We start from the raw sequence: 19,786 nt of genomic DNA, 5'->3' as shown, positions 1-19,786 counted from the left end.
AATGACCGAAGCTGAACTGATGCAGCTGCTTGCTGCCATCACCCCGCCGGACGAAGCCGCCCGCGCCGCCGCCCATGCCCACTGGGCAAGCCTTGCCAAACCCTTGGGCGGGCTGGGTGCACTGGAGACGATGCTGGAGGATGCCGCCGCACTTACCGGCACGGCGCAGTTTGATTTTTCCCGCCGGGCGGTGGCGGTGCTCTGCGCGGACAATGGCGTGGTGGCGCAGGGCGTAAGCCAGACCGACCAGAGCGTGACCCGCACCGTAGCCGAAAACCTTGCCGCGCGGCGCACCAGCGTCTGCCGGATGGCGCAGGCGGCGCACTGCGATGTGCTGCCGGTGGATATGGGCATTGCCGGTGCGCCGGTGCCCGGCGTGCGGGACTGCCGCATTGCCGCCGGAACTGCGGACTTTACCAAAGGCCCCGCCATGACACGCGCCGAGGCGGTGGAGGCCATTGGCCGGGGCATCGCCCTGACCCGGCAGCTTGCCGCCGAGGGCTACGGGCTGGTGGCTACCGGCGAGATGGGCATTGGCAACACTACCACCTCCAGCGCCGTGGCTGCCGTGCTGCTGGCACAGCCGGTGCAGACTATGACCGGGCGTGGTGCGGGGCTTTCCGATGCAGGGCTTACCCGCAAGGTGGATGCCATCCGCAGGGGCATTGCCTGCAACAGTCCCGACCCTGATGACGCCTTGGACGTACTGAGCAAGCTGGGCGGCTTTGATATCGCCGGGCTGTGCGGGATGTTTCTGGGCGGGGCACTGGCGGGTGTGCCCGTGCTGATGGATGGTTTCATCAGCGGGGTGGCGGCGCTGGGCGCCGTGCGGCTGTGCCCGGCAGCGGCAAAGGCCGTGTTTGCCAGCCACTGCTCCACAGAGCCTGCCGCCCGGCTGGTACTGGAAGCGCTGGGCAAAACGCCCCTGCTTACCGCCGGGCTGCATCTGGGCGAGGGTACCGGCGCAGTGGCCAGCATCCCGCTGTGGGACATGGCGCTGGCAGTGTACGAGGGGTGCTATTCCTTTGCGGAGGGCGGCATTGCGCCGTATACACCCCAATGCTGACGCTGGTGCTGGGCGGTGCTGCCAGCGGCAAAAGCGAATACGCTGAAGCCCTTGTGCTGTGCAGTGCTTTGCCGCGGTACTACCTGGCAACCATGCAGGTGTGGGATGCCGAGTGCGCTGCCCGGGTGGAAAAGCACCGCAAAATGCGCGCTGCAAAACAGTTTAAGACCATCGAGTGCCCGCTGTATCTGGATGCTGTGCATCTGCCGCGCCGGGGCACAGCGCTGCTGGAGGACTTGGGCAACCTGACCGCCAACGAGCTGTACGACCCCGCCGGGGCTGGTGATGCCGCCGCCGAGCACATTTTGCAGGGGCTGGACGCCCTTGCCGCGCAGTGCGAAAATTTGATCGTTGTCTCCAACGAGGTGTTCAGCGGCGGCGCGGACTATGTTGGGGACACCGACCGCTATTTGCTGGCGCTGGCGCGGGTGAACAACGCCCTTGCCGCCCGGGCAGACGCCGTGGTGCGGGTGGTGTGTGGCATTCCTGTGTATTATAAAGGAGTGGAAAAATGATCGTTTTGCAGACCATTGCGGTGGCCTTTGCCATGTTTTCGGCGGTGCCGGTGCCGCAGTTTGCGTGGAACGAAAAGAATATGCGGTATGCGCTGTGCGCCTTCCCGCTGGTAGGGCTTTTATGCGGGGCGCTGTGGTGCGTGTGCGGGGTGCTGCCCCTGCCTGCCCCGGCGCAGGCGGCAGGGTTTTGCCTTGTGCCGGTGTGGGTGACCGGCGGCATCCATCTGGACGGCTACGCCGACACCTGTGACGCCCTTGCCAGCTACGGCGACCGGGAAAAGAAGCTGGAAATTTTAAAGGATCCGCACTGCGGCGCCTTTGCCGTTATCCGGCTGTGCAGCTATTTTGCGGCTTATCTCTGCCTTGCCGCCTGCGTGCAGTTCACGCCCCGGGTGGGCGCACTGTGGACGCTGGCGCTGGTGCTGGAGCGGGCGCTTTCCGGCCTTGCGGTGGCTGCTTTTCCCATGGCGAAAAATACCGGCCTTGCCCACACTTTTGCAACTGCCGCCGACCGCACCACCGTGCGCAACCTGCTTGCCGTGCTGACGGTGCTGCTTTGCGGGGCGCTGCTTGCTTTGGGCGGCGGGGCACTGGCAGCAGTTGCAATTTTGCTGTTTTTGTGGTATCACCATGTAGCCGTACAGCAGCTGGGCGGCATTACCGGCGATTTGGCCGGGTGGTTTTTGCAAAAGACTGAGCTGTGGATGCTGGCGGCGCTGTGCGCCTGCCAATGGGGAGGGCTGTTATGATCTTGATCACCGGGCCGCTGTACAGCGGCAAGCGCACCTTTGCCCGCACCCTGCCCGGCCGCTGCATCGCGGATGCGCAGCAGCTTGCCGCCGGGTGCAAAAATAACGCTGAACTTGAGAAACTCGCGGACAAATTATCCGCTTATGATATCGTGCTGTCCACCGAGGTGGGCGGCGGTGTGGTGCCCATAGACCCCGCCGAGCGTGCCGCGCGGGAAAACGCCGGGCGGCTGGCCTGTATGCTGGCGGCACGCGCTGCGTGCGTGGTGCAGATGTTCTGCGGCATCCCCACCGTTTTGAAAGGAGAATTGCCGGAATGCTGATCTATTTATTACGTCACGGGCTGACCGAATACAACGCCGAAAAGCGCTATCAGGGGCAGCGGGATATCCCGCTTTCTGCCGCCGGGCGTGCAATGCTGTGCCGGGCGGACATTTCCCCCAAGACCGTGTACATCACTCCCCTTTGCCGCACCCGGCAGACTGCTGAGGTGCTGTTCCCGGGGGCAAAGCTTGTAGAAATAGACGGGCTGAAGGAGATGTGCTTTGGCAGCTTTGAGGGGAGAAATTATATCGAGATGGAGCACGACCCGGACTATCTTGCATGGGTAGCCGCCAACTGCGAAAGTCCCTGCCCGGACGGCGAGACCAAGGCCGCATTTTGTGAGCGCATTTGCGCCGCCTTTTCCGCACTGGTGGATAAAGCCCTTGCGGACGGCGAGGAGATGCTGGTCATCTTAGCCCACGGCGGCACCCAAATGGCTGCCATGGAACGCTATGCCCTGCCCCACAAGGATTATTACGAATGGTGCGCTCCCAACGCCGGCGGTTTTGTGCTGGATGCACGGGACTGGGCGGCAAAGCGGGTGCTGCATCTTTTAAAGACCGTGCAGTACACAAAGGAGGCGCAGGCATGATCGGCTACGCGGTACTGGGCGGTTTTGTGCTGGACGCCATTTTCGGCGACCCCGCGTGGCTGCCGCACCCGGTAGTGTACATGGGCAAGGCCATCTCTGTGCTGGAAAAAGGGCTGCGCGCCCGTCTGCCCAAAACGCCGGAAGGTGAGCTTTGGGGCGGGCGCATTCTAGCTTTATGTCTGCCGGTGGGCACCTTTGCGCTTACGAGCCTTGTCTGCATTGGAGCCGCTGCCCTGCACCCGCTGCTGGGGCTGGCAGTGCAGATGTTCTGGTGCGGACAGGCACTGGCGGCAAAGGGGCTTGTGCAGGAGAGCATGAACGTTTACCGGGAGCTGACAAAGCCCGACCTGCCCGCTGCCCGCACTGCCGTGAGCCGCATCGTGGGGCGGGATACGCAGGCATTGACCGCCGAGGGCGTGACCAAGGCCGCTGTGGAAACGGTTGCCGAAAACGCCAGCGACGGCGTGATTGCGCCGCTGTTCTATATGCTGCTGGGCGGCGCTCCGCTGGCGCTGACTTATAAAGCTATCAACACCATGGACAGCATGGTGGGCTACAAAAACACGCAGTATCTCTATTTTGGCCGTGCGGCGGCAAAACTGGACGATGTTGCAAACTACCTGCCCAGCCGCATTGCCGCCCTGCTGTGGGTAGTCGCTGCCGCTCTGACCGGAAACGATGCCCGCAGCGCGTGGCGCATCTGGCGGCGGGACCGCCGCAACCATGCCAGCCCCAACAGCGCCCAGACCGAGAGCGCCTGCGCCGGTGCACTGAACGTGCAGCTGGCGGGGCCTGCCTACTATTTTGGTGAATACTACAAAAAGCCCACCATCGGCGATGCCGTGCGTCCCATTGAGCCGGAGGATATCCGCCGCGCGGACCGCATGATGTACGCTGAAAGCCTGCTGGCGCTGGCGCTTGGGCTGGTGATACGAGGTATTTTATGATGCAGCTTGTACATGGCGGCGACTGGGCGGGTTACCGGGCGCAGTACGGACAGGACGCGCTGGACTTTTCGGCCAATGTCAGCCCGCTGGGACTGCCGGAGGGGGTGGCAAAGGCCATCACCGCCGCGCTTACCACCGCAGACCGCTACCCCGACCCCCTCTGCCGCGCTCTGCGGGCAAAGCTGGCAGTGCACGAGAAGGTGCCTGCAGAGCAGATCCTTTGCGGCAACGGCGCGGCAGACCTCATCTTCCGGCTGGTGTGGGCGGCAAAGCCCCGCACCGCGCTGCTGCCCGCCCCTACCTTTGCGGAATATGCCGCCGCGCTGGAAACGGCTGGCTGCACCGTCCGGCGGCATTTTCTGCGCGAGAACGAAGATTTCGCAGTGACGGAAGCCTTTGTTTCCGCTGTGGACGAGGACACCGACATGGTATTCCTCTGCCAGCCCAATAACCCTACCGGGCAGCTGACGCCGCTAGCACTGGTGGAGGCGCTGGTGCGCCGTTGCGAGGCTTGCAGTGCGCTGTTGGTGGTGGATGAGTGCTTTCTGGACTTTTTGCCGGAAAGCGAAGCACTGTCTGCCAAAAAGCTGCTGGCAAGCCAGAACCTTATCATCCTGAAAGCCTTTACAAAGCTGTACGGCATGGCCGGGGTGCGGCTGGGCTACTGCCTGTGCAGCAACATCGCCCTACTGGACAAAATGCAGACTGCCGGGCAACCGTGGGCAGTTTCCAGCCTTGCACAGGCGGCGGGGCTGGCGGCGCTGGACGAGACCGCCTATGTAGCACGGGTGCAAGAATTGATTGCAGAGCAGCGTCCTGTTTTGCGGGATGGTTTGCGTGCACTGGGGCTGCGGGTGCTGCATGGCAGTGCGAATTATCTACTGTTTCAGGCATCGGAAACACTGAGCGACAGCCTGCGGCAGCGCGGCATCGTGCTGCGCAGCTGTGGCAATTACCCCGGGTTAGACGGCAGCTGGTACCGTACCGCCGTGCGCACCGCGCCGGAAAATCAGCAGCTTTTAAAAGCCTTACAGGAGGTGCTTGCATGAGCCGGGCAAAATGTATCATGGTACAGGGCACGATGAGCGGAGCAGGCAAAAGCCTGCTATGCACCGCGCTGTGCCGTATTTTTGCACAGGACGGCTACCGGGTAGCCCCCTTTAAAAGCCAGAACATGGCGCTGAACAGCTTTGTCACCCGGGACGGGCTAGAGATGGGCCGGGCACAGGTGGTGCAGGCACAGGCCGCCGGCATGGAACCGGATGTGCGCATGAACCCCATTCTGCTCAAACCCAGCAGCGATGTGGGCAGCCAGGTCATCGTGAACGGCGAGGTACGCGGACAGATGCCCGCAGCCGCCTACTTCAAGCTGAAAAAGAGCCTGATCCCGGACATTTTAGCCGCGTATAACAGTCTGGCCAAAGAGGTGGACATCATCGTTATTGAGGGCGCAGGCAGCCCGGCAGAGATCAATTTAAAGGCGGATGATATCGTCAATATGGGGCTGGCAAAGCTGGTGGATGCTCCGGTGCTGCTGGCGGGAGATATCGACCGGGGCGGCGTGTTTGCGCAGCTGTACGGCACGGTAGAACTGCTGGAGCCCGCCGAGCGGGCACGCATCAAAGGGCTGGTCATCAACAAGTTCCGGGGCGATGCCGCCATCCTGAAGCCAGGCCTTACCATGCTGGAGGAAAAGACCCATCTGCCCGTGCTGGGCGTTGTGCCCTACCTGCGGGTGGATATCGAGGACGAGGACTCCCTCTCCTCCCGGCTGGAAAGCAACACCGCTGTCAAGCCGCTGGACGCTGCCATTCTGCGGCTGCCGCATATCTCCAATTTTACAGATTTTATGCCGCTGGAACAGCACCCGCTGCTGAGCGTGCGGTATGTGCAAAGCCCCCGGCAGCTGGGCGCACCGGATGTGGTCATTCTGCCGGGCACTAAAAACACCATAGACGACCTGCTCTGGCTGCGGCAGTGCGGGCTGGAAGCTGCGGTGCAGAAACTGGCAGCTTCCGGCACGCCGGTGCTGGGCGTGTGCGGCGGCTACCAGATGTTGGGCGAGACCCTTGCCGACCCCGAGGGCACTGAGAGCGGACGCAGCCAGACCGTGCGCGGGCTGGGGCTGCTGCCCATCCAGACGGTGTTTACGGATGCAAAGCACCGCACACAGGATACCGCCACCGTCACCGCGCCGCAGCTGGCAGGGGCAGTGCTGACCGGTTACCAGATCCATACCGGGCGCACCACTGTGCAGGGTGTGCCCTTCTGCCGCCTTGCAGACGGCAGCGCCGAGGGCTGCGTGCAGGGCAACGTGGCGGGCACTTATCTGCACGGCCTGTTTGACACCGGGGAGCTGACCGAAAAGCTGGTGCAGCTGCTGTGCAGCCGCAAGGGCATCTCCCCTGCCGAGGCGCCGCTGCTCTCCATGGAGGAGTACCGGCAGCAGCAGTTTGACCTGTTGGCGGACGGCGTGCGCAAGGCGCTGGACATGAACGCCCTGTACGCCGCCATGGGACTGGAAGGGAGGAACACCGTATGACCCCGCAGCACCATCTGCCCGCCGATATCGAACGGACAAGCCTTTCCATCATCACCGCAGAGCTGGACACACTGGGTCTGACCCCGCCGCCGGAGACTGCCGCTGTGGTCAAGCGGGTGATCCACACCACCGCAGATTTCGACTACGCCCGTAATCTGCGGTTTACCCCCGGCGCGGTGGCGGCGGGCGTGGCGGCGCTGCAAGCCGCTGCTCCCATCGTTACCGACACCAACATGGCGCTTTCCGGCATTACAAAGCCGGGGCTTGCACGGCTGGGCGGCACGGCACTGTGCTACATGGCAGACCCGGAGGTGGCCGCGCTGGCAAAAGAAAACGGCACCACCCGGGCGGTGGCATCCATGCAAAAAGCCGCCGCCGAGCATCCCGGTGCCATCCTTGCGGTGGGCAACGCACCCACGGCGCTGCTGACCATCGCCGACCTGATCGAAACCGCCGGGCTGCGCCCTGCGCTGGTCATCGGGGTGCCGGTGGGCTTTGTGAACGTGGTGGAAAGCAAGGAGCGGCTGTTTGAGGTGTGCACCGCCCACGGCGTGCCCGCCATTGTTGCCATGGGGCGTAAGGGCGGCAGTAACGTTTCCGCCGCCATCTGCAACGCGCTGGTGTATTCCGCCGCCGGGATGCTGGACCCCACCGACCGGGGATGGAAATAATATTTTTATTATTCGCGTTTGAAGTGCTCTACGGCGCACTTTGAACGCTTTTTTCAGCCAATTCTCCCCTAGAGGGGTATTCTTTCATTGGCTGGTATGGTATACTAGGCTTAGTTCAACAAATCGGGATTTATAAAGGAGAATATTGATGAAACTATTTTTATGTTCGCACTTTTCAAGTGTAGGAAGTCTGATAAAGGAAGAAATTGAAAATAAGAAAGTCGCATTTATTCCAACAGCTTCGCTGCGTGAAGGCTACACCGGTTATGTCGGCTCGGCTCGAAAATTATTCAAAAAGTTGGGAGCAATCGTAACTGAAATTGATATTTCAACGGAGGCTTATTCAACGATACAGTCTGTTTTTGAAGATGCGGATGTGATATATTTTACCGGCGGAAATTCTTTTTTCCTTATAGACCAGCTCCGTAAAACGGGAACGGATGATCTGTTGAAGAAAGAATTGGCAAAGGGAAAACTGATGATTGGCGAGTCGGCAGGTGCGATTATATGCGCTCCAAGCATCCAATATATCGAGCAAATGGATGAAAAGCCGGAGGACTACTCACAAGAAGATGATGCAGGGCTTGATTTGATTGATTTCTATGTTCTTCCGCATTATCTTACAGCACCATTTAAGAAAGTTACCGAGAAAATAATGACGGAGTTTTCGGATTTGAATCTATGCCCAATTAACAACCGTCAGGGAATTGTAATTGATGGTGAAGGTTCAAAGGTTATTTGCAAAGACTAATTTGAAAATTCGCGTTTGTGGAGCGAAGCAGAACAATGAAAGCCCCAGTGGGGCTTTTAAGCGACAGAACGGTCTTGCGTAGCAAGATGGAGGGGCTTTGCCCCGACAAGTTCGCGTTTGCGAAGCGCAGCGCAGCAATGAAGTCCCCAGTGGGGACTTTAAGCGACAGAATGGTCTTGCGTAGCAAGATGGAGGGGCTTTGCCCCGACAAGTTCCAGTTTGCCGCACTCATTATTTTCTTTCTTGTATAAACGGGATACCGGAGCGTCCACAGACGCTCCGGTATCCCGTTTTTATCCATAATTCTTCTTTTTTATCTACGGCTGCGCGCCGGGCGGCGGTGGAGGGCGCAGTAATAACCGAAGGCGGTACCGCACAAACCGCCCACGATGTGCATAAAGTTTGCCACGTTATCGTGCACAAAGATGATATCATACACCTGCTGGCCGAAGTACAGCGCCGCCACCAGCAGCATAGTGACCGGGATGCCGCCGGAGAAGCCCGCCAGCGAGGACAGCATGATGAGCATGAACACGATGCCGGATGCACCCAACAGCCCCGTGTGGGGGAACAGGATACACTGCAGCACGCCGGTGACCAGCGCGGTGAACAAAATGCCCTTGAGCAGCGGGATGCTGCCGTATTTTTCCTCCATGGGCGGGCCCACCACCAACAGCAGCAGCATATTGTTAAGAAAATGCTCCCAGTTTGCATGACCCAGCACATGGCCGAACAGCCGGATGTAGCCCAGCGGGTCCCGCCACGAGGAGCGGTACACGCAGAACAGGTTCATGGTGCTCCAGCCGTTCGTCCAGCCGTCTGCCAGCAGTACCAGCATGGACAGCAGAAAAAAGGTAAGGATCACCGGCGAGTTATACTGGAGCTCCAGTTTCAGCTTGATCTTCTTCGTAAACAGTCATTCCCTTCACAGTATTATCGGCTTTACCCTCTGGTTTGCACCCAGTATGCGCCCATGCTCTGGCCGGGCTGGTTCGTTACTTCATCGTTGAGGTACGCCGCAAGGCCGCAGGCCGCAGGCTGCCAGCTGAGCGCGGCTTCCACCGTGGGGTACTCTACCTCGGCGTACCAGAACGCTGTGGGCAGGCCCTCGTCCACATGGTTCACCTCCAGCACTGCGCCGTCCGGCAGGCGGTAGCTCCGGCGCACCTTTTTGATCAGGGGCTTGCCGATGATCTTCTCTTCCAGCTGCACAAACAGATCCTTGTCGATGCTGCGCTCGATCTCCTCCCGCGCCAAGCCCCCTGCGGACTTGAAGCAGAGGATATAGTCGGTGCTGCCGCCGGTCAGCGCCTCCTCCCGGATGCGCACCGTGGGCTGCACGCTGATATAGCCCTGTCGCATGGTGAACTCTTCCTCAAGGGGCAGCCCCTGCGGCCAGCCGGTCACCATCCATTTGCGTTCGATCTCCATAGCGTTCTCTTCCTTCCGCAAAATTTTGTATTTATTCTACCATATTTTTATGTTATGATAAAGAGCAGAACAAGTATGATTTTGCGCATTCTTAGTTGAAGGAGCATTTTATGAAAAACGAACGCACTTATCCTGTATATAAAGTCAACAAGCACGCCGAAGGTCTTTTGGTGGGCGGGCACCCATGGGTGTACGAGAACGATATTCTGGAAGCACCCGGCACCGAGCCGGAAAACGGCACGCTGGTGGATGTGGTCAGCCCCAAGGGTTCCTATCTCGGCACCGGCTTTCTCTCGCTGAAAAGCAAGATCCGGGTGCGGCTGATCTCCCGCAACGCCAACGATACCTTTGACGCCGCCTTCTGGCGGCGCCGGGTGGAGTACGCATGGGCTTACCGCAAGACCGTGCTGGAACCTGCCGACCTTTCCGCCTGCCGCTTCATCTTTGGCGAGGCCGACCAGTTCCCCGGGCTGACGGTGGACCGGTTCAACAATGTTCTGGTCACCCAGACCCTGAGCGTGGGCATGGAAAAGCTGAAGCCGGTGCTCTTCCCGCTTTTGGCTGAGGTGCTGCGGGCGGACGGACAGACCATTGACGGCATCTATGAGCGCAATGACGAAGCCCTGCGCGCCAAGGAGGGGCTGGAACAAAATAAGGGCTGGTTTACCCTGCCCGGCGAGAGCCACCCGGAAACCACCCAGACCGAGATCTGTGAAAACGGCGTGTACTACCATGTGGACTTTGAAAACGGGCAAAAGACCGGCTTTTTCCTTGACCAGAAATATAACCGCCGGGCTGTGGCACGCCTTGCCGCCGGGCATACCGTGCTGGACTGCTTTACCCACACCGGCAGCTTTGCCTTGAACGCTGCCAAGGGCGGGGCTGCACGGGTGACCGCTGCCGACATCAGCGCCGAGGCCATTGCCATGGCAAAGCGCAACGCCGACCGCAATGGCCTGACCAACATGGACTTCCTCTGCGAGGACACCTTCGAGCTACTGCCCCGGCTGGAAAAGGAGGGCCACCCCTACGACTTTATCATTCTGGATCCCCCTGCCTTTACCAAGGCGCGCCGCACGGTGGAGAATGCCATGCGCGGCTACAAGGAGATCAACTACCGCGCCATGAAGCTGCTGCCCCGGGGCGGGTATCTGGCTACTGCCAGCTGCTCCCACTTTGCCACCGAGGAGTTGTTCATCAAGATGCTGCGCGCCGCCGCTAAGGACGCTCACCGGCAGCTGCGGCAGATCGAGGTAAAGCAGCAGGCACCGGATCACCCCATTCTGTGGGGCGTACCGGAGACGAACTACCTCAAGTTTTTCCTGTTTCAGGTCATCTGATGCTTTTACAATAAGAACAATTGCCGCGCGCTGCGCACCTTTCAGCCAGAGAAAGCTGTCCTGAACGGGGCTTTTCCGGTGTAAAAGTCATACCAATCGCGGTTGTTCCAAAAATCCGAGATCGTGTTTGTGCAGAATCGTCAGTTTTGTCAATTGCCTTTTTTGCCCGCAAGGACTATAATCTTAGCCATAGACAGCAACGGCGCTGTGGGTCACCTCCTGACTCGCAGCGCCGTTTTTGTTAAAATGTTATCCGTGCTTTGGGCTTCTGCATTGCGGCAGGCTCGAAGCGTATAAGAAAGTAAGATCAAGTAAGGAGTAGGATTTATGGCAGCAAATGTTATGGAGATCTACGGCAGCAAGGTCTTTAATGAGCACGTTATGAAGGAGCGCCTGCCCAGCGCTACTTACAAGAGCCTGAAGAACACCCTGCACAAGGGTGCTCCGCTGGATATTGAGGTGGCAAACGTCGTTGCCAGCGTGATGAAGCGCTGGGCTATGGAACTGGGTGCCACCCATTACACCCACTGGTTCCAGCCCCTGACCGGCATCACCAGCGAGAAGCACGATGGCTTCGTCAGCCCCGTGGGCGACGGCACCGCCATCATGGAGTTCTCCGGTAAGGAGCTGGTACGCGGCGAGCCCGATGCATCCTCCTTCCCTTCCGGCGGTCTGCGCGCTACCTGCGAAGCACGCGGCTACACCGCATGGGACCCCACCAGCTACGCCTTTGTGAAGGATGATGTGCTGTGCATCCCCACCGCATTCGTCAGCTACACCGGCGAGGCTCTGGATAAAAAGACTCCCCTGCTGCGTTCCATGAACGCACTGTCCGGTCAGGCTATCCGTATCCTGAAGCTGTTCGGCAAGGATGTGGACTACGTTTCCACCACCGTTGGCCCCGAGCAGGAGTACTTCCTTGTCAAGAAGGAGGACTACGAGGCACGTCAGGATCTGATCCTCACCGGCCGCACCCTGTTCGGCGCTCCCTCTGCCAAGGGTCAGGAGCTGGAGGAGCACTACTTCGGCGTGATTCGTCCCGAGGTTTCCGAGTTCATGAAGGAGCTGGACGAGGAGCTGTGGAAGCTGGGCGTGCCCGCCAAGACCAAGCACAACGAGGTCGCTCCCTGCCAGCACGAGCTTGCTCCCATCTTCGATACCACCAACGTCGCCATCGACCACAACCTGCTGACCATGGAGATGATGAAAAAGATCGCTCCCAAGTATGGTCTGGTCTGCCTGCAGCACGAGAAGCCCTTTGAAGGCGTGAACGGCAGCGGCAAGCACAACAACTGGTCGCTGTCCACCACCGAGGAGAACCTGCTGGATCCCGGCGACACCCCCATGGAGAACCTGCAGTTCCTGGTGTTCCTTGCCGCCGTCATCAAGGCTGTGGACGAGTACGCCGACCTGCTGCGCACCTCCGTGGCTACCCCGGGCAACGATCACCGTCTGGGCGCCAACGAGGCACCCCCGGCTATCATCTCCATCTTCGTGGGCGAGGAGCTGGAGGCTGTGATCGATGCGATTGCATCCGATTCCCCCTATGCCGGCCCCGTCAAGATGAAGATGGATCTGGGTGTGGACGTGCTGCCTAAATTCAGCAAGGACACCACCGACCGCAACCGCACCTCTCCCTTTGCCTTTACCGGCAACAAGTTCGAGTTCCGTATGCCCGGCTCTTCTCAGAACCTGAGCGACTGCGACACCATTCTGAACACCGCTGTTGCCAAGGAGCTGAAGGGCTACGCCGACGAGCTGGAAGGCGCTGAGGACTTTACCAGCGCTGCCATCGCTCTGGTAAAGCGCACCATCCGCGACCATCGCCGCGTCATCTTCAACGGCAACGGCTACACCGCCGAGTGGGAGGCCGAAGCAGCCAAGCGCGGCCTGCCCAACAAGAAGAATACTCCCGCTGCTCTGCCCGCACTGGTCGAGCCCAAGAACATCGCCCTGATGGAAGAGTTCGGCGTGCTGACCAAGGTGGAGATGGAGAGCCGCTACGAGGTTGAGATGGAGCATTACTCCAAGATCATCAACATCGAGGCTCTGACCATGCTGGAGATGGCCCGCAAGCAGCTGCTGCCCGCCATCAACGCCTACATGAGCGAGGTTGCCAACACCGCTGCCTCCAAGCTGGCTGTCAGCGAGCACATCAGCGTGCACAGCGAGACCAAGACTTTGGAAAAGCTTTCTTCTGACGCCGATGCCATGAGCGATGCCATCGACACCCTGCAGGATGCCGTGAATGCCGCCAAGGCACTGCCCACCGAGAGCGAGAAGGCCGTTGCCTTCCACGATAACGTTCTCCCGGTGATGGACGCCCTGCGCGCCGCTGCCGACGATGCCGAGACTATCTGCGGCGAGGATTACTGGCCTCTGCCCAGCTACAGCAAGATGCTTTACTACGTCTGATAATCTCCTGACAACGTAAAAAATAAGCATCCGCCGGCTGCCGGATCAATTAGCCATTCTCCTTTTCCTATTTCTTACACCAGCCCAAAGACCTGCTCCCTTTTTGAGGGCAGGCCTTTGGGCGTTTTACTTGAAATGAATTTTTTGTAAGGGGGGTTATTTATGAGCTATTCCACCCAACAGGATATTCTGGATTTCGTGGAGGACAACAACGTCAAATTTGTGCGCTTTGCCTTCTGCGATATCTTTGGCACCCAGAAGAACATTGCCGTGCTGGCAAGCAATCTGTCCAAGGCGCTGGAAGAGGGCGTGTGCTTTGACGGCAGTTCCATTGCAGGCTTTATGCACGTTGAGGAAAGCGATCTTGTACTGCGGCCGGATCTTTCCACCGTGACCATCCTGCCGTGGCGTCCCACCGAAGGCCGAGTGATGCAGTTCTTCTGCGATGTGGAAATGCCGGACGGCGCAGCCTTTAGCGGCAACTGCCGCGGCTTTTTGCGGGATATGAACCGCAAATTCAAAAAGCTGGGACTTACCTGCAACGTGGGCACCGAGTGCGAGTTTTATCTGTTTGAAAAGGACGACCGTGGCCGCCCCACCTGCATTCCCATTGACTTTGGCGGATATTTTGACGTAGCACCGCTGGATGCGGGTGAAAACCTGCGCCGGGATATCTGCCTGACCATGGAGCAGATGGGTATGGCACCCCAGCACAGCCACCACGAAAGCGGCAACGGCCAGAACGAGATCGACTGCCGCTATGCCGGACCGCTGAAAACCGCCGACAACGTGATGACCTTTAAGCAGATCGTCCGTGCCATTGCCATGCGCAATGGTCTGCACGCCAGCTTTCTGCCCAAGCCCCTGCCCCAGCAGGCCGGCAGCGGGCTGCACATCAACCTCTCGCTTTACATGGACGGCAAAAACCTGTTTGAGGGCGATATTGCCCCGGACAGCGTAGCAGGCAGCTTTATGGCCGGTGTACTGGCCCACAGCCGGGAACTGACCGTGTTCACCAATCCCCTGCCCAACAGCTACCAGCGCTTTGGCTGTGACGAAGCGCCCCGCTATGTGAGCTGGAGCCGCCAAAACCGCAGCCAGCTGGTGCGCATCCCCATGGTCAAGGGCGACAGTTGCCGCATGGAGCTGCGCAGCCCAGACCCCGCCTGCAACCCGTATCTGGCCATTGGCCTGATTTTGGCTGCCGGACTGGACGGCATTGAGCAGCGCATGGTGTTGCCCCCGCCGGTGAACCGTAACCTGTTCGATGCCGCCGAGGCCGAGGGACTTGGCCTTGAGACCCTGCCCGCTACCCTTGAGGAGGCCGTACAGGTAGCCGAGGAGAGCGAGTTCTTGCGCAAGGTGCTGCCGGAGGGGCTTTCTAAACGCTATTTCTCGGAGGAGCTGAAGCGCTGCGCCGCACTGCGGAGTGCGCCTGACCAGGCCGAGCACGAGCGCGTCTACTATTTCAACGCCATCTGATCCCTGCCTGCGCAGGAGAAAGGAGTGCGGAAAATGGGACGCGCACTGATCGTAAGCGCCGGTGCCAACTCCAACGAATATATTGCCGCACGGCTGTCCGAGATGGGTTACAGCCGCCCGGTGATCATTCCCAGCGGAGCCGAGGCGCGGCGCAGAATGTCGGAATCTGATTTTGAGTTGATCGTTGTCAACGCTCCCCTGCCCGATGAGTTCGGGCACGAATTGTGCATCACCGCCGTGGAGCAGACCGATGCCGGTGTGGTCTTTCTGGTAAAGGCCGCACAGGCTGAACAATTGCTTGCCCCCCTGAACGAGCAGGGGGTGCTGCTGCTGAGCAAACCCTTCACCACCCCGTTGTTTTTGCAGGCCATGCACATGGCAGCTGCCGGCAACCACCGCCTGCAGCGTCTGCGGCAGGAGAACGCTCGCCTGCAGGACAAGATCGGGCAGCTGCGGCTGATCAGCCGGGCAAAGTGCTGTCTGGTAGAGCACGCCCACATGACCGAGTCCGAAGCGCACCGCTACCTTGAAAAACAGGCCATGGACACCCGCCGCGACCGCGCCGAGGTGGCGCAGGAGGTGCTGGAGGAGTACGCTGACAGAAGCGAATGAGACGCACCCGCAGGGAAAGGGGTGCGCCGGGAGCGAGCCTTTTATAGGAAAGTTTTATTTTACGACAGAGGAAGGTATATTTTTATGGCAAAATTTATTTTTGTGACCGGCGGCGTGGTCTCCGGTCTTGGCAAAGGCATTACCGCTGCATCTCTGGGTCGGCTTTTGAAGTGCCGCGGCCTGAAGGTGGCCAGCCAGAAGCTGGACCCCTATGTGAACGTGGACCCGGGCACCATGAGCCCGCTGCAGCACGGCGAGGTGTTCGTGACCGATGACGGCACCGAGACCGATCTGGATCTGGGACACTACGAGCGCTTTATTGACGAAAATCTAAACAAGTACTCCAACCTGACCACCGGCAAGGTGTACTGGAACGTGCTGAACAAGGAGCGTCAGGGCGCTTATCTGGGACAGACGGTGCAGATCATCCCCCACATCACCAACGAGATCAAGAGCTACATCTACAACCTGGCCTCCTCCACCGAGGCAGATGTGGTCATTACCGAGATCGGCGGCACCACCGGCGATATCGAGAGCCAGCCTTTCCTTGAGGCCATCCGTCAGGTCGGTCTGGAGCAGGGACGGGAGAACTGCTGCTTCATCCATGTGGTGCTGGTGCCCTACATCTCCGGCTCGGACGAATACAAATCCAAGCCTGCGCAGCACTCGGTCAAGGAGCTGCAAGGCATGGGCGTAAGCCCCGACATCATCATCCTGCGCGCAGACGGCAGCGTGGGCAGCGACATCCGCCGCAAGATCAGCACCTTCTGCAATGTCAAGCCGGAGTGCGTCATCGAGAATCTGACCATGCCCAGCCTCTACCAGTGCCCGCTGATGCTGCACACCAACGGTCTGGACGATGTGGTGGTGCAGCAGCTGCATCTGGATGTTCCCCCTGCCGACCTGACCGAGTGGAAGCAGGTGGTCTCCCGCATTGCCACCCGCAGCAAGACCTGCACCATTGCACTGGTGGGCAAGTACGTCAAGCTGCACGACGCTTACCTCTCGGTGATGGAAAGCCTGTACCATGCCGGGTTTGAGAACGACAGTCAGGTGGAGATCCGCTGGGTGGAAAGTGAGGATCTGACCGATCAGGCCGCCTGCAAGGAGGCCTTTGCGGACGTGGACGGCATCATCGTGCCCGGCGGCTTTGGCGACCGCGGCATCGAGGGCATGATCCAAGCCGCCCAGTATGCCCGCGAGAACCGTGTTCCCTGCTTTGGCATCTGCCTTGGTATGCAGATCATGGTCATTGAATTTGCCCGCAATGTGCTGGGCTACAAGGACGCTAATTCCAGCGAGTTCACCCCGGACGGTGCCCACAACGTCATCTCCCTGATGCCGGACCAGCAGGGCAACATTCCCAAGGGCGGCACCATGCGTCTGGGCAAGTACCCCTGCGCGGTGGCGCCCGGCACCAAGATGGCCGAGTGCTACGGCGAGAGCGAGATCTGGGAGCGCCACCGCCACCGGTACGAGTTCAACAACGACTTCCGGCAGGAGATGCAGGACGCCGGGCTGGTCATCTCCGGCACAAGCCCGGACGGCCATCTGGTGGAGACTGTGGAGCTGCCCGGCCGCGACTTCCATCTGGGTGCACAGTTCCACCCGGAGTTCAAGAGCCGCCCCAACCGCGCACATCCCCTGTTCAAGGGCTTTATTGCCGCTGCGCTGCGCTACCGCGCTGCCGCCAAGCGGGATATGCTGCATCTGTAACAGCATAATATAACGGCAAGGCCGCAGCACAAAATACCGTGCTGCGGCCTTGCTTTATGTATAACGATTTCAAATGCCTTCCGCGCCGTCCTGTCTGGCGTGGTTTGCCTGCTTATTCTCGTACATCCGCTGGTCGGCGATGTAGCGCACCTGCTGCACATCCACGCTTTCGGCGGGGTACAGGGCGTAACCGCAGCTGGCACCCACACTCACGGTATTGCCGTCGATCTCGTAGGGCACAGCGACCATCTCACAAATCATATTCATCTTGCTGGCGCAGGCCTCCGGCTTCATCGGGCCGAGCAGCAGCAGAGCGAACTCATCGCCGCCCAGACGGAAGGCGTAGTCCCGGCTGCGGATGCAGCCCTGCAGCCGCTGGGAAACGCCCTTCAGCAGCTCATCGCCCACATCATGGCCGTAGGTATCGTTGACCGGCTTGAAGCGATCCAAGTCCATATAGAACAGTGCAAAGGGCTGGCTGTGCTGCTCCAGCACTGTCAGCACCCGGTCAAAATAGCGCTTGTTCAGCAACCCGGTCAGGCCATCGGTGTTGGCAAGGCTTTGCAGCAGGTGCTGCTTGCCCATATCCTGTGTGATTATCATCACACGGGTCAGGCGGTCACTCTTCCATGCCATGGGAACCACTGTCATCATGAAAAACGCGCTTTTATCGCGGGCAGCATATTCCAGCTTGAGGGAGTCGTTGTCCGTTTTGATCAGCCTGCGCAGGTTTTCCGGGGCCAGCATCTGGGTGATCTTGGCGTTTTCGGTGTCGGTCAGCACCACATACTTGCGCGATATCTGCTCCAGCATTTGCCGGTAGGAGCCCTCCGGCGGGTACAGCGGTTCCCCGCGCCGCTCGTGGTACTGGTAGCGGTCGCGGTCCAGATCGCATACCACAAAGCGCTCCACAACGCGTGCCATGCCTGCAAACATCATATCGCTCGTCTCCCGGCGGCGCTCCAGCTCCCGGCGGCGGCTGCGTTCCGCGTCACGTTGGATCTTTACCACGCCTGCTATGATCAGAAGCCCCAGCAGCGCAATAACCAGAATGGTAGCATTTTGCACCTTGCGCATACCGGCATCCACCACCCCGGTGGGCACGATGCCGATGATGCTCCAATCCATGAGCCCCAGCGGCTGATAGATCAGGTAATATTTCTGCCCGTTCATGGTGAACAGCACGCAGCCCTCGCCACCCTGCGGCAGGGTCTGCACCATGGTGTCATAGTAGGGCTGATCCACGCTGGCGTTTTGCCGTAAGTAATCAAACAGGTTGGTCATCTGCTCGGTGATCTCGGTCTTTGTCTCGGTGGAAAGCACCACATCGCCGTTTGAGCGCACGATATAGCAATCGCTCTGTCCCTCATAGACCATGCTGCCCAGCAGCTTTTCCAGCACGGCGTTGTCGTAGCTGACCACCAGCGCCGTATAGGTAGTACCGTCCAACTGCAGCGGCTGCTCCATAGGGATGGCAAACAGGATCTTGCGGATGCCCTGACTGGAGATATAGCTGGAGATCACTGGCTTGTTTTCGGTATACAGCTTTTCAAAAGTCGCCTTCATGTACTCTGCTGTGCCCTGCCGCCCGGCGGTGGTCCAGAACTCGCACTGCTCGTTGAACAGGTAAAAATCCGTGTACAGCCAGGTAGCCTTTTGGGCGATATACTCCTGCCACTGCCCCTCCTGTCCTCCCCGCTCCGCAAGGGTGCCCAAGTAGCCGTCCCAGTCGGTCAGGATATTCCAGTTGCGCTGCGCAAACATGGTAAAGGTCTTGGCAGACTGCCCATAGGTGGAAAGCAGGTTTGCCGTGCTTTCCTGATAGATCTGCTTCTGTGTATAGAAGCTGTAAACAAAGATGCTTACCAGCATCACCAGCAGCATCCCTGCTATGAGCAGTATATTTTTTTGTTTCTGCTTCATAGGTTTTCCCCCACCCCGGCTGCCTCGCAGCCAGACCTCTTCACAATACGTTCTTCCAAAGGCTTTATGCCAAAGCGCTGTGCACAAAGTTCCGCAAAAGTGCACAAGTGCCGCGTGTCAGCTCCCATATAAACCGACACTATTCCTAATAACATTATACCATTCCGCAAAAAAGCCTGTCAACACATCCCCGGGGCGATTCGTGTTGTTTTAAGGGCGATTCACGCAGAGTTACCCTGCTTTTGCCGCTTAAAAAGACAAAAAACCCGCAGGCCGCGCCTGAACTTTCAGGGCCGCTGCGGGTCTTTTGCTGGTGCAGAAGAAGGGACTTGAACCCTCACTCACTAGGAACTGGTGCCTAAAACCAGCGTGTCTGCCATTCCACCACTTCTGCTCATAGAAAAAAGGCAAGTCAAAAACCGACTTGCCTTCTGGTGCGAGGGAGGGGACTCGAACCCCCAAGGATAAACCACACGCACCTCAAACGTGCGCGTCTGCCAGTTCCGCCACCCTCGCATACCTGTTTTACAGTTCTCCGGTTTTTGAGGTAGAAAACCGTTGGTGCGGACTGCTTGCATATAGTAACACATTTCCGGCAATTCGTCAAGTGGTTTCTTTGTTTCTCATAAGTTTTTTTAAGTTTCATATCTATATTAGCAGCGCAGAGCGCGCGCAAAAGCAGCTTTCCGGGCAATTTCACAGGTCATTTG

General features: G+C 59.2%; 18 protein-coding genes and 2 tRNA genes. 15 read left to right on the top strand and 5 right to left on the bottom strand.

Translation table 11 applies throughout. The features are described from left to right. Window position 1 precedes the first annotated feature (1 nt). The 10 genes from cobT to MTP39_RS06830 all read left to right on the top strand — a co-directional run bounded on the left by cobT (window position 2) and on the right by MTP39_RS06830 (window position 8,157). The gene (gene cobT, locus MTP39_RS06875) at window positions 2-1,066 is read left to right on the top strand and encodes a nicotinate-nucleotide--dimethylbenzimidazole phosphoribosyltransferase (RefSeq protein ID WP_249241975.1); all 1,065 of its coding nucleotides are present in this window, start codon (window positions 2-4) and stop codon (window positions 1,064-1,066) included. Then, window positions 1,060-1,581 (top strand): bifunctional adenosylcobinamide kinase/adenosylcobinamide-phosphate guanylyltransferase, encoded by a 522-nt coding sequence (locus MTP39_RS06870; protein WP_249241974.1) that lies wholly within the window; start codon window positions 1,060-1,062, stop codon window positions 1,579-1,581. Before cobT ends, MTP39_RS06870 begins: the two co-directional genes overlap by 7 nt. After that, entirely contained in the window at window positions 1,578-2,330 is a 753-nt protein-coding gene (locus tag MTP39_RS06865; protein ID WP_249241973.1) for an adenosylcobinamide-GDP ribazoletransferase, read from the top strand. The genes MTP39_RS06870 and MTP39_RS06865 overlap by 4 nt, the downstream gene beginning before the upstream one ends. After that, window positions 2,327-2,653 carry a bifunctional adenosylcobinamide kinase/adenosylcobinamide-phosphate guanylyltransferase gene (locus tag MTP39_RS06860; protein ID WP_249241972.1) on the top strand — a complete coding sequence of 109 codons (327 nt, stop codon included), beginning with the start codon at window positions 2,327-2,329 and terminating at the stop codon, window positions 2,651-2,653. Before MTP39_RS06865 ends, MTP39_RS06860 begins: the two co-directional genes overlap by 4 nt. Beyond that, on the top strand, window positions 2,647-3,246 hold the full coding sequence (locus MTP39_RS06855; RefSeq protein WP_249241971.1) for a histidine phosphatase family protein: 600 nt from the start codon (window positions 2,647-2,649) through the stop codon (window positions 3,244-3,246). The genes MTP39_RS06860 and MTP39_RS06855 overlap by 7 nt, the downstream gene beginning before the upstream one ends. Then, window positions 3,243-4,193, top strand: a complete 951-nt coding sequence (gene cbiB / locus MTP39_RS06850; protein WP_249241970.1) for an adenosylcobinamide-phosphate synthase CbiB — start codon at window positions 3,243-3,245, stop codon at window positions 4,191-4,193. Before MTP39_RS06855 ends, cbiB begins: the two co-directional genes overlap by 4 nt. Continuing rightward, entirely contained in the window at window positions 4,190-5,242 is a 1,053-nt protein-coding gene (gene cobD / locus MTP39_RS06845) for a threonine-phosphate decarboxylase CobD (protein ID WP_442899419.1), read from the top strand. The genes cbiB and cobD overlap by 4 nt, the downstream gene beginning before the upstream one ends. After that, window positions 5,239-6,735, top strand: coding sequence for a cobyric acid synthase (locus tag MTP39_RS06840; RefSeq protein ID WP_249241969.1), 1,497 nt, complete (start codon window positions 5,239-5,241; stop codon window positions 6,733-6,735). Before cobD ends, MTP39_RS06840 begins: the two co-directional genes overlap by 4 nt. Further along, window positions 6,732-7,406 (top strand): precorrin-8X methylmutase, encoded by a 675-nt coding sequence (locus tag MTP39_RS06835; protein WP_249241968.1) that lies wholly within the window; start codon window positions 6,732-6,734, stop codon window positions 7,404-7,406. Before MTP39_RS06840 ends, MTP39_RS06835 begins: the two co-directional genes overlap by 4 nt. 148 nt (window positions 7,407-7,554) lie before the next feature. After that, a complete protein-coding gene (locus MTP39_RS06830) occupies window positions 7,555-8,157 on the top strand; it encodes a Type 1 glutamine amidotransferase-like domain-containing protein (protein ID WP_249241967.1) in 603 nt (200 codons plus the stop codon). Between the two features lie 313 nt (window positions 8,158-8,470). Here the strand turns inward: MTP39_RS06830 and MTP39_RS06825 are convergent, their stop codons facing one another. Together MTP39_RS06825 and MTP39_RS06820 are read right to left on the bottom strand one after the other, a co-directional pair. After that, a complete protein-coding gene (locus MTP39_RS06825) occupies window positions 8,471-9,022 on the bottom strand; it encodes a rhomboid family intramembrane serine protease (RefSeq protein WP_005926404.1) in 552 nt (183 codons plus the stop codon). Between the two features lie 77 nt (window positions 9,023-9,099). Further along, complete coding sequence (locus tag MTP39_RS06820) at window positions 9,100-9,588, bottom strand: CYTH domain-containing protein (RefSeq protein WP_249241966.1); 489 nt, start codon at window positions 9,586-9,588, stop codon at window positions 9,100-9,102. A 110-nt stretch (window positions 9,589-9,698) separates the two neighbouring features. Between MTP39_RS06820 and MTP39_RS06815 the strand changes: the two genes are divergently transcribed. The 5 genes from MTP39_RS06815 to MTP39_RS06795 all read left to right on the top strand — a co-directional run bounded on the left by MTP39_RS06815 (window position 9,699) and on the right by MTP39_RS06795 (window position 17,153). Beyond that, window positions 9,699-10,928: a class I SAM-dependent rRNA methyltransferase gene (locus MTP39_RS06815; protein WP_249241965.1), complete on the top strand. Its 1,230-nt coding sequence runs from the start codon at window positions 9,699-9,701 to the stop codon at window positions 10,926-10,928. 327 nt (window positions 10,929-11,255) lie between these two features. Beyond that, window positions 11,256-13,343 (top strand): glutamine synthetase III family protein, encoded by a 2,088-nt coding sequence (locus MTP39_RS06810; RefSeq protein ID WP_249241964.1) that lies wholly within the window; start codon window positions 11,256-11,258, stop codon window positions 13,341-13,343. A 162-nt stretch (window positions 13,344-13,505) separates the two neighbouring features. Beyond that, on the top strand, window positions 13,506-14,825 hold the full coding sequence (locus tag MTP39_RS06805) for a glutamine synthetase family protein (RefSeq protein ID WP_249241963.1): 1,320 nt from the start codon (window positions 13,506-13,508) through the stop codon (window positions 14,823-14,825). A 33-nt stretch (window positions 14,826-14,858) separates the two neighbouring features. Continuing rightward, a complete protein-coding gene (locus MTP39_RS06800; RefSeq protein WP_249241962.1) occupies window positions 14,859-15,437 on the top strand; it encodes an ANTAR domain-containing response regulator in 579 nt (192 codons plus the stop codon). 84 nt (window positions 15,438-15,521) lie between these two features. Then, complete coding sequence (locus tag MTP39_RS06795; RefSeq protein WP_249241961.1) at window positions 15,522-17,153, top strand: CTP synthase; 1,632 nt, start codon at window positions 15,522-15,524, stop codon at window positions 17,151-17,153. 69 nt (window positions 17,154-17,222) lie between these two features. On the opposite strand, the gene MTP39_RS06790 is transcribed toward MTP39_RS06795, so the two are convergent. From MTP39_RS06790 to MTP39_RS06780, 3 genes are all read right to left on the bottom strand, one after another. Continuing rightward, window positions 17,223-19,076, bottom strand: a complete 1,854-nt coding sequence (locus MTP39_RS06790) for a sensor domain-containing diguanylate cyclase (protein WP_249241960.1) — start codon at window positions 19,074-19,076, stop codon at window positions 17,223-17,225. Window positions 19,077-19,387: 311 nt separating this feature from the next. Continuing rightward, a tRNA-Leu gene (locus MTP39_RS06785) sits at window positions 19,388-19,470 on the bottom strand. A gap of 38 nt (window positions 19,471-19,508) precedes the next feature. Then, window positions 19,509-19,592 (bottom strand) — tRNA-Leu (locus tag MTP39_RS06780). Window positions 19,593-19,786: the final 194 nt, after the last annotated feature.

The sequence above is a fragment of the Faecalibacterium sp. I3-3-33 genome (assembly GCF_023347295.1).
Classification (GTDB): domain Bacteria; phylum Bacillota; class Clostridia; order Oscillospirales; family Ruminococcaceae; genus Faecalibacterium.
The sequence above is the reverse complement of the archived record's forward strand: the minus strand, read 5'-3'. Positions and strand labels throughout refer to the sequence as shown.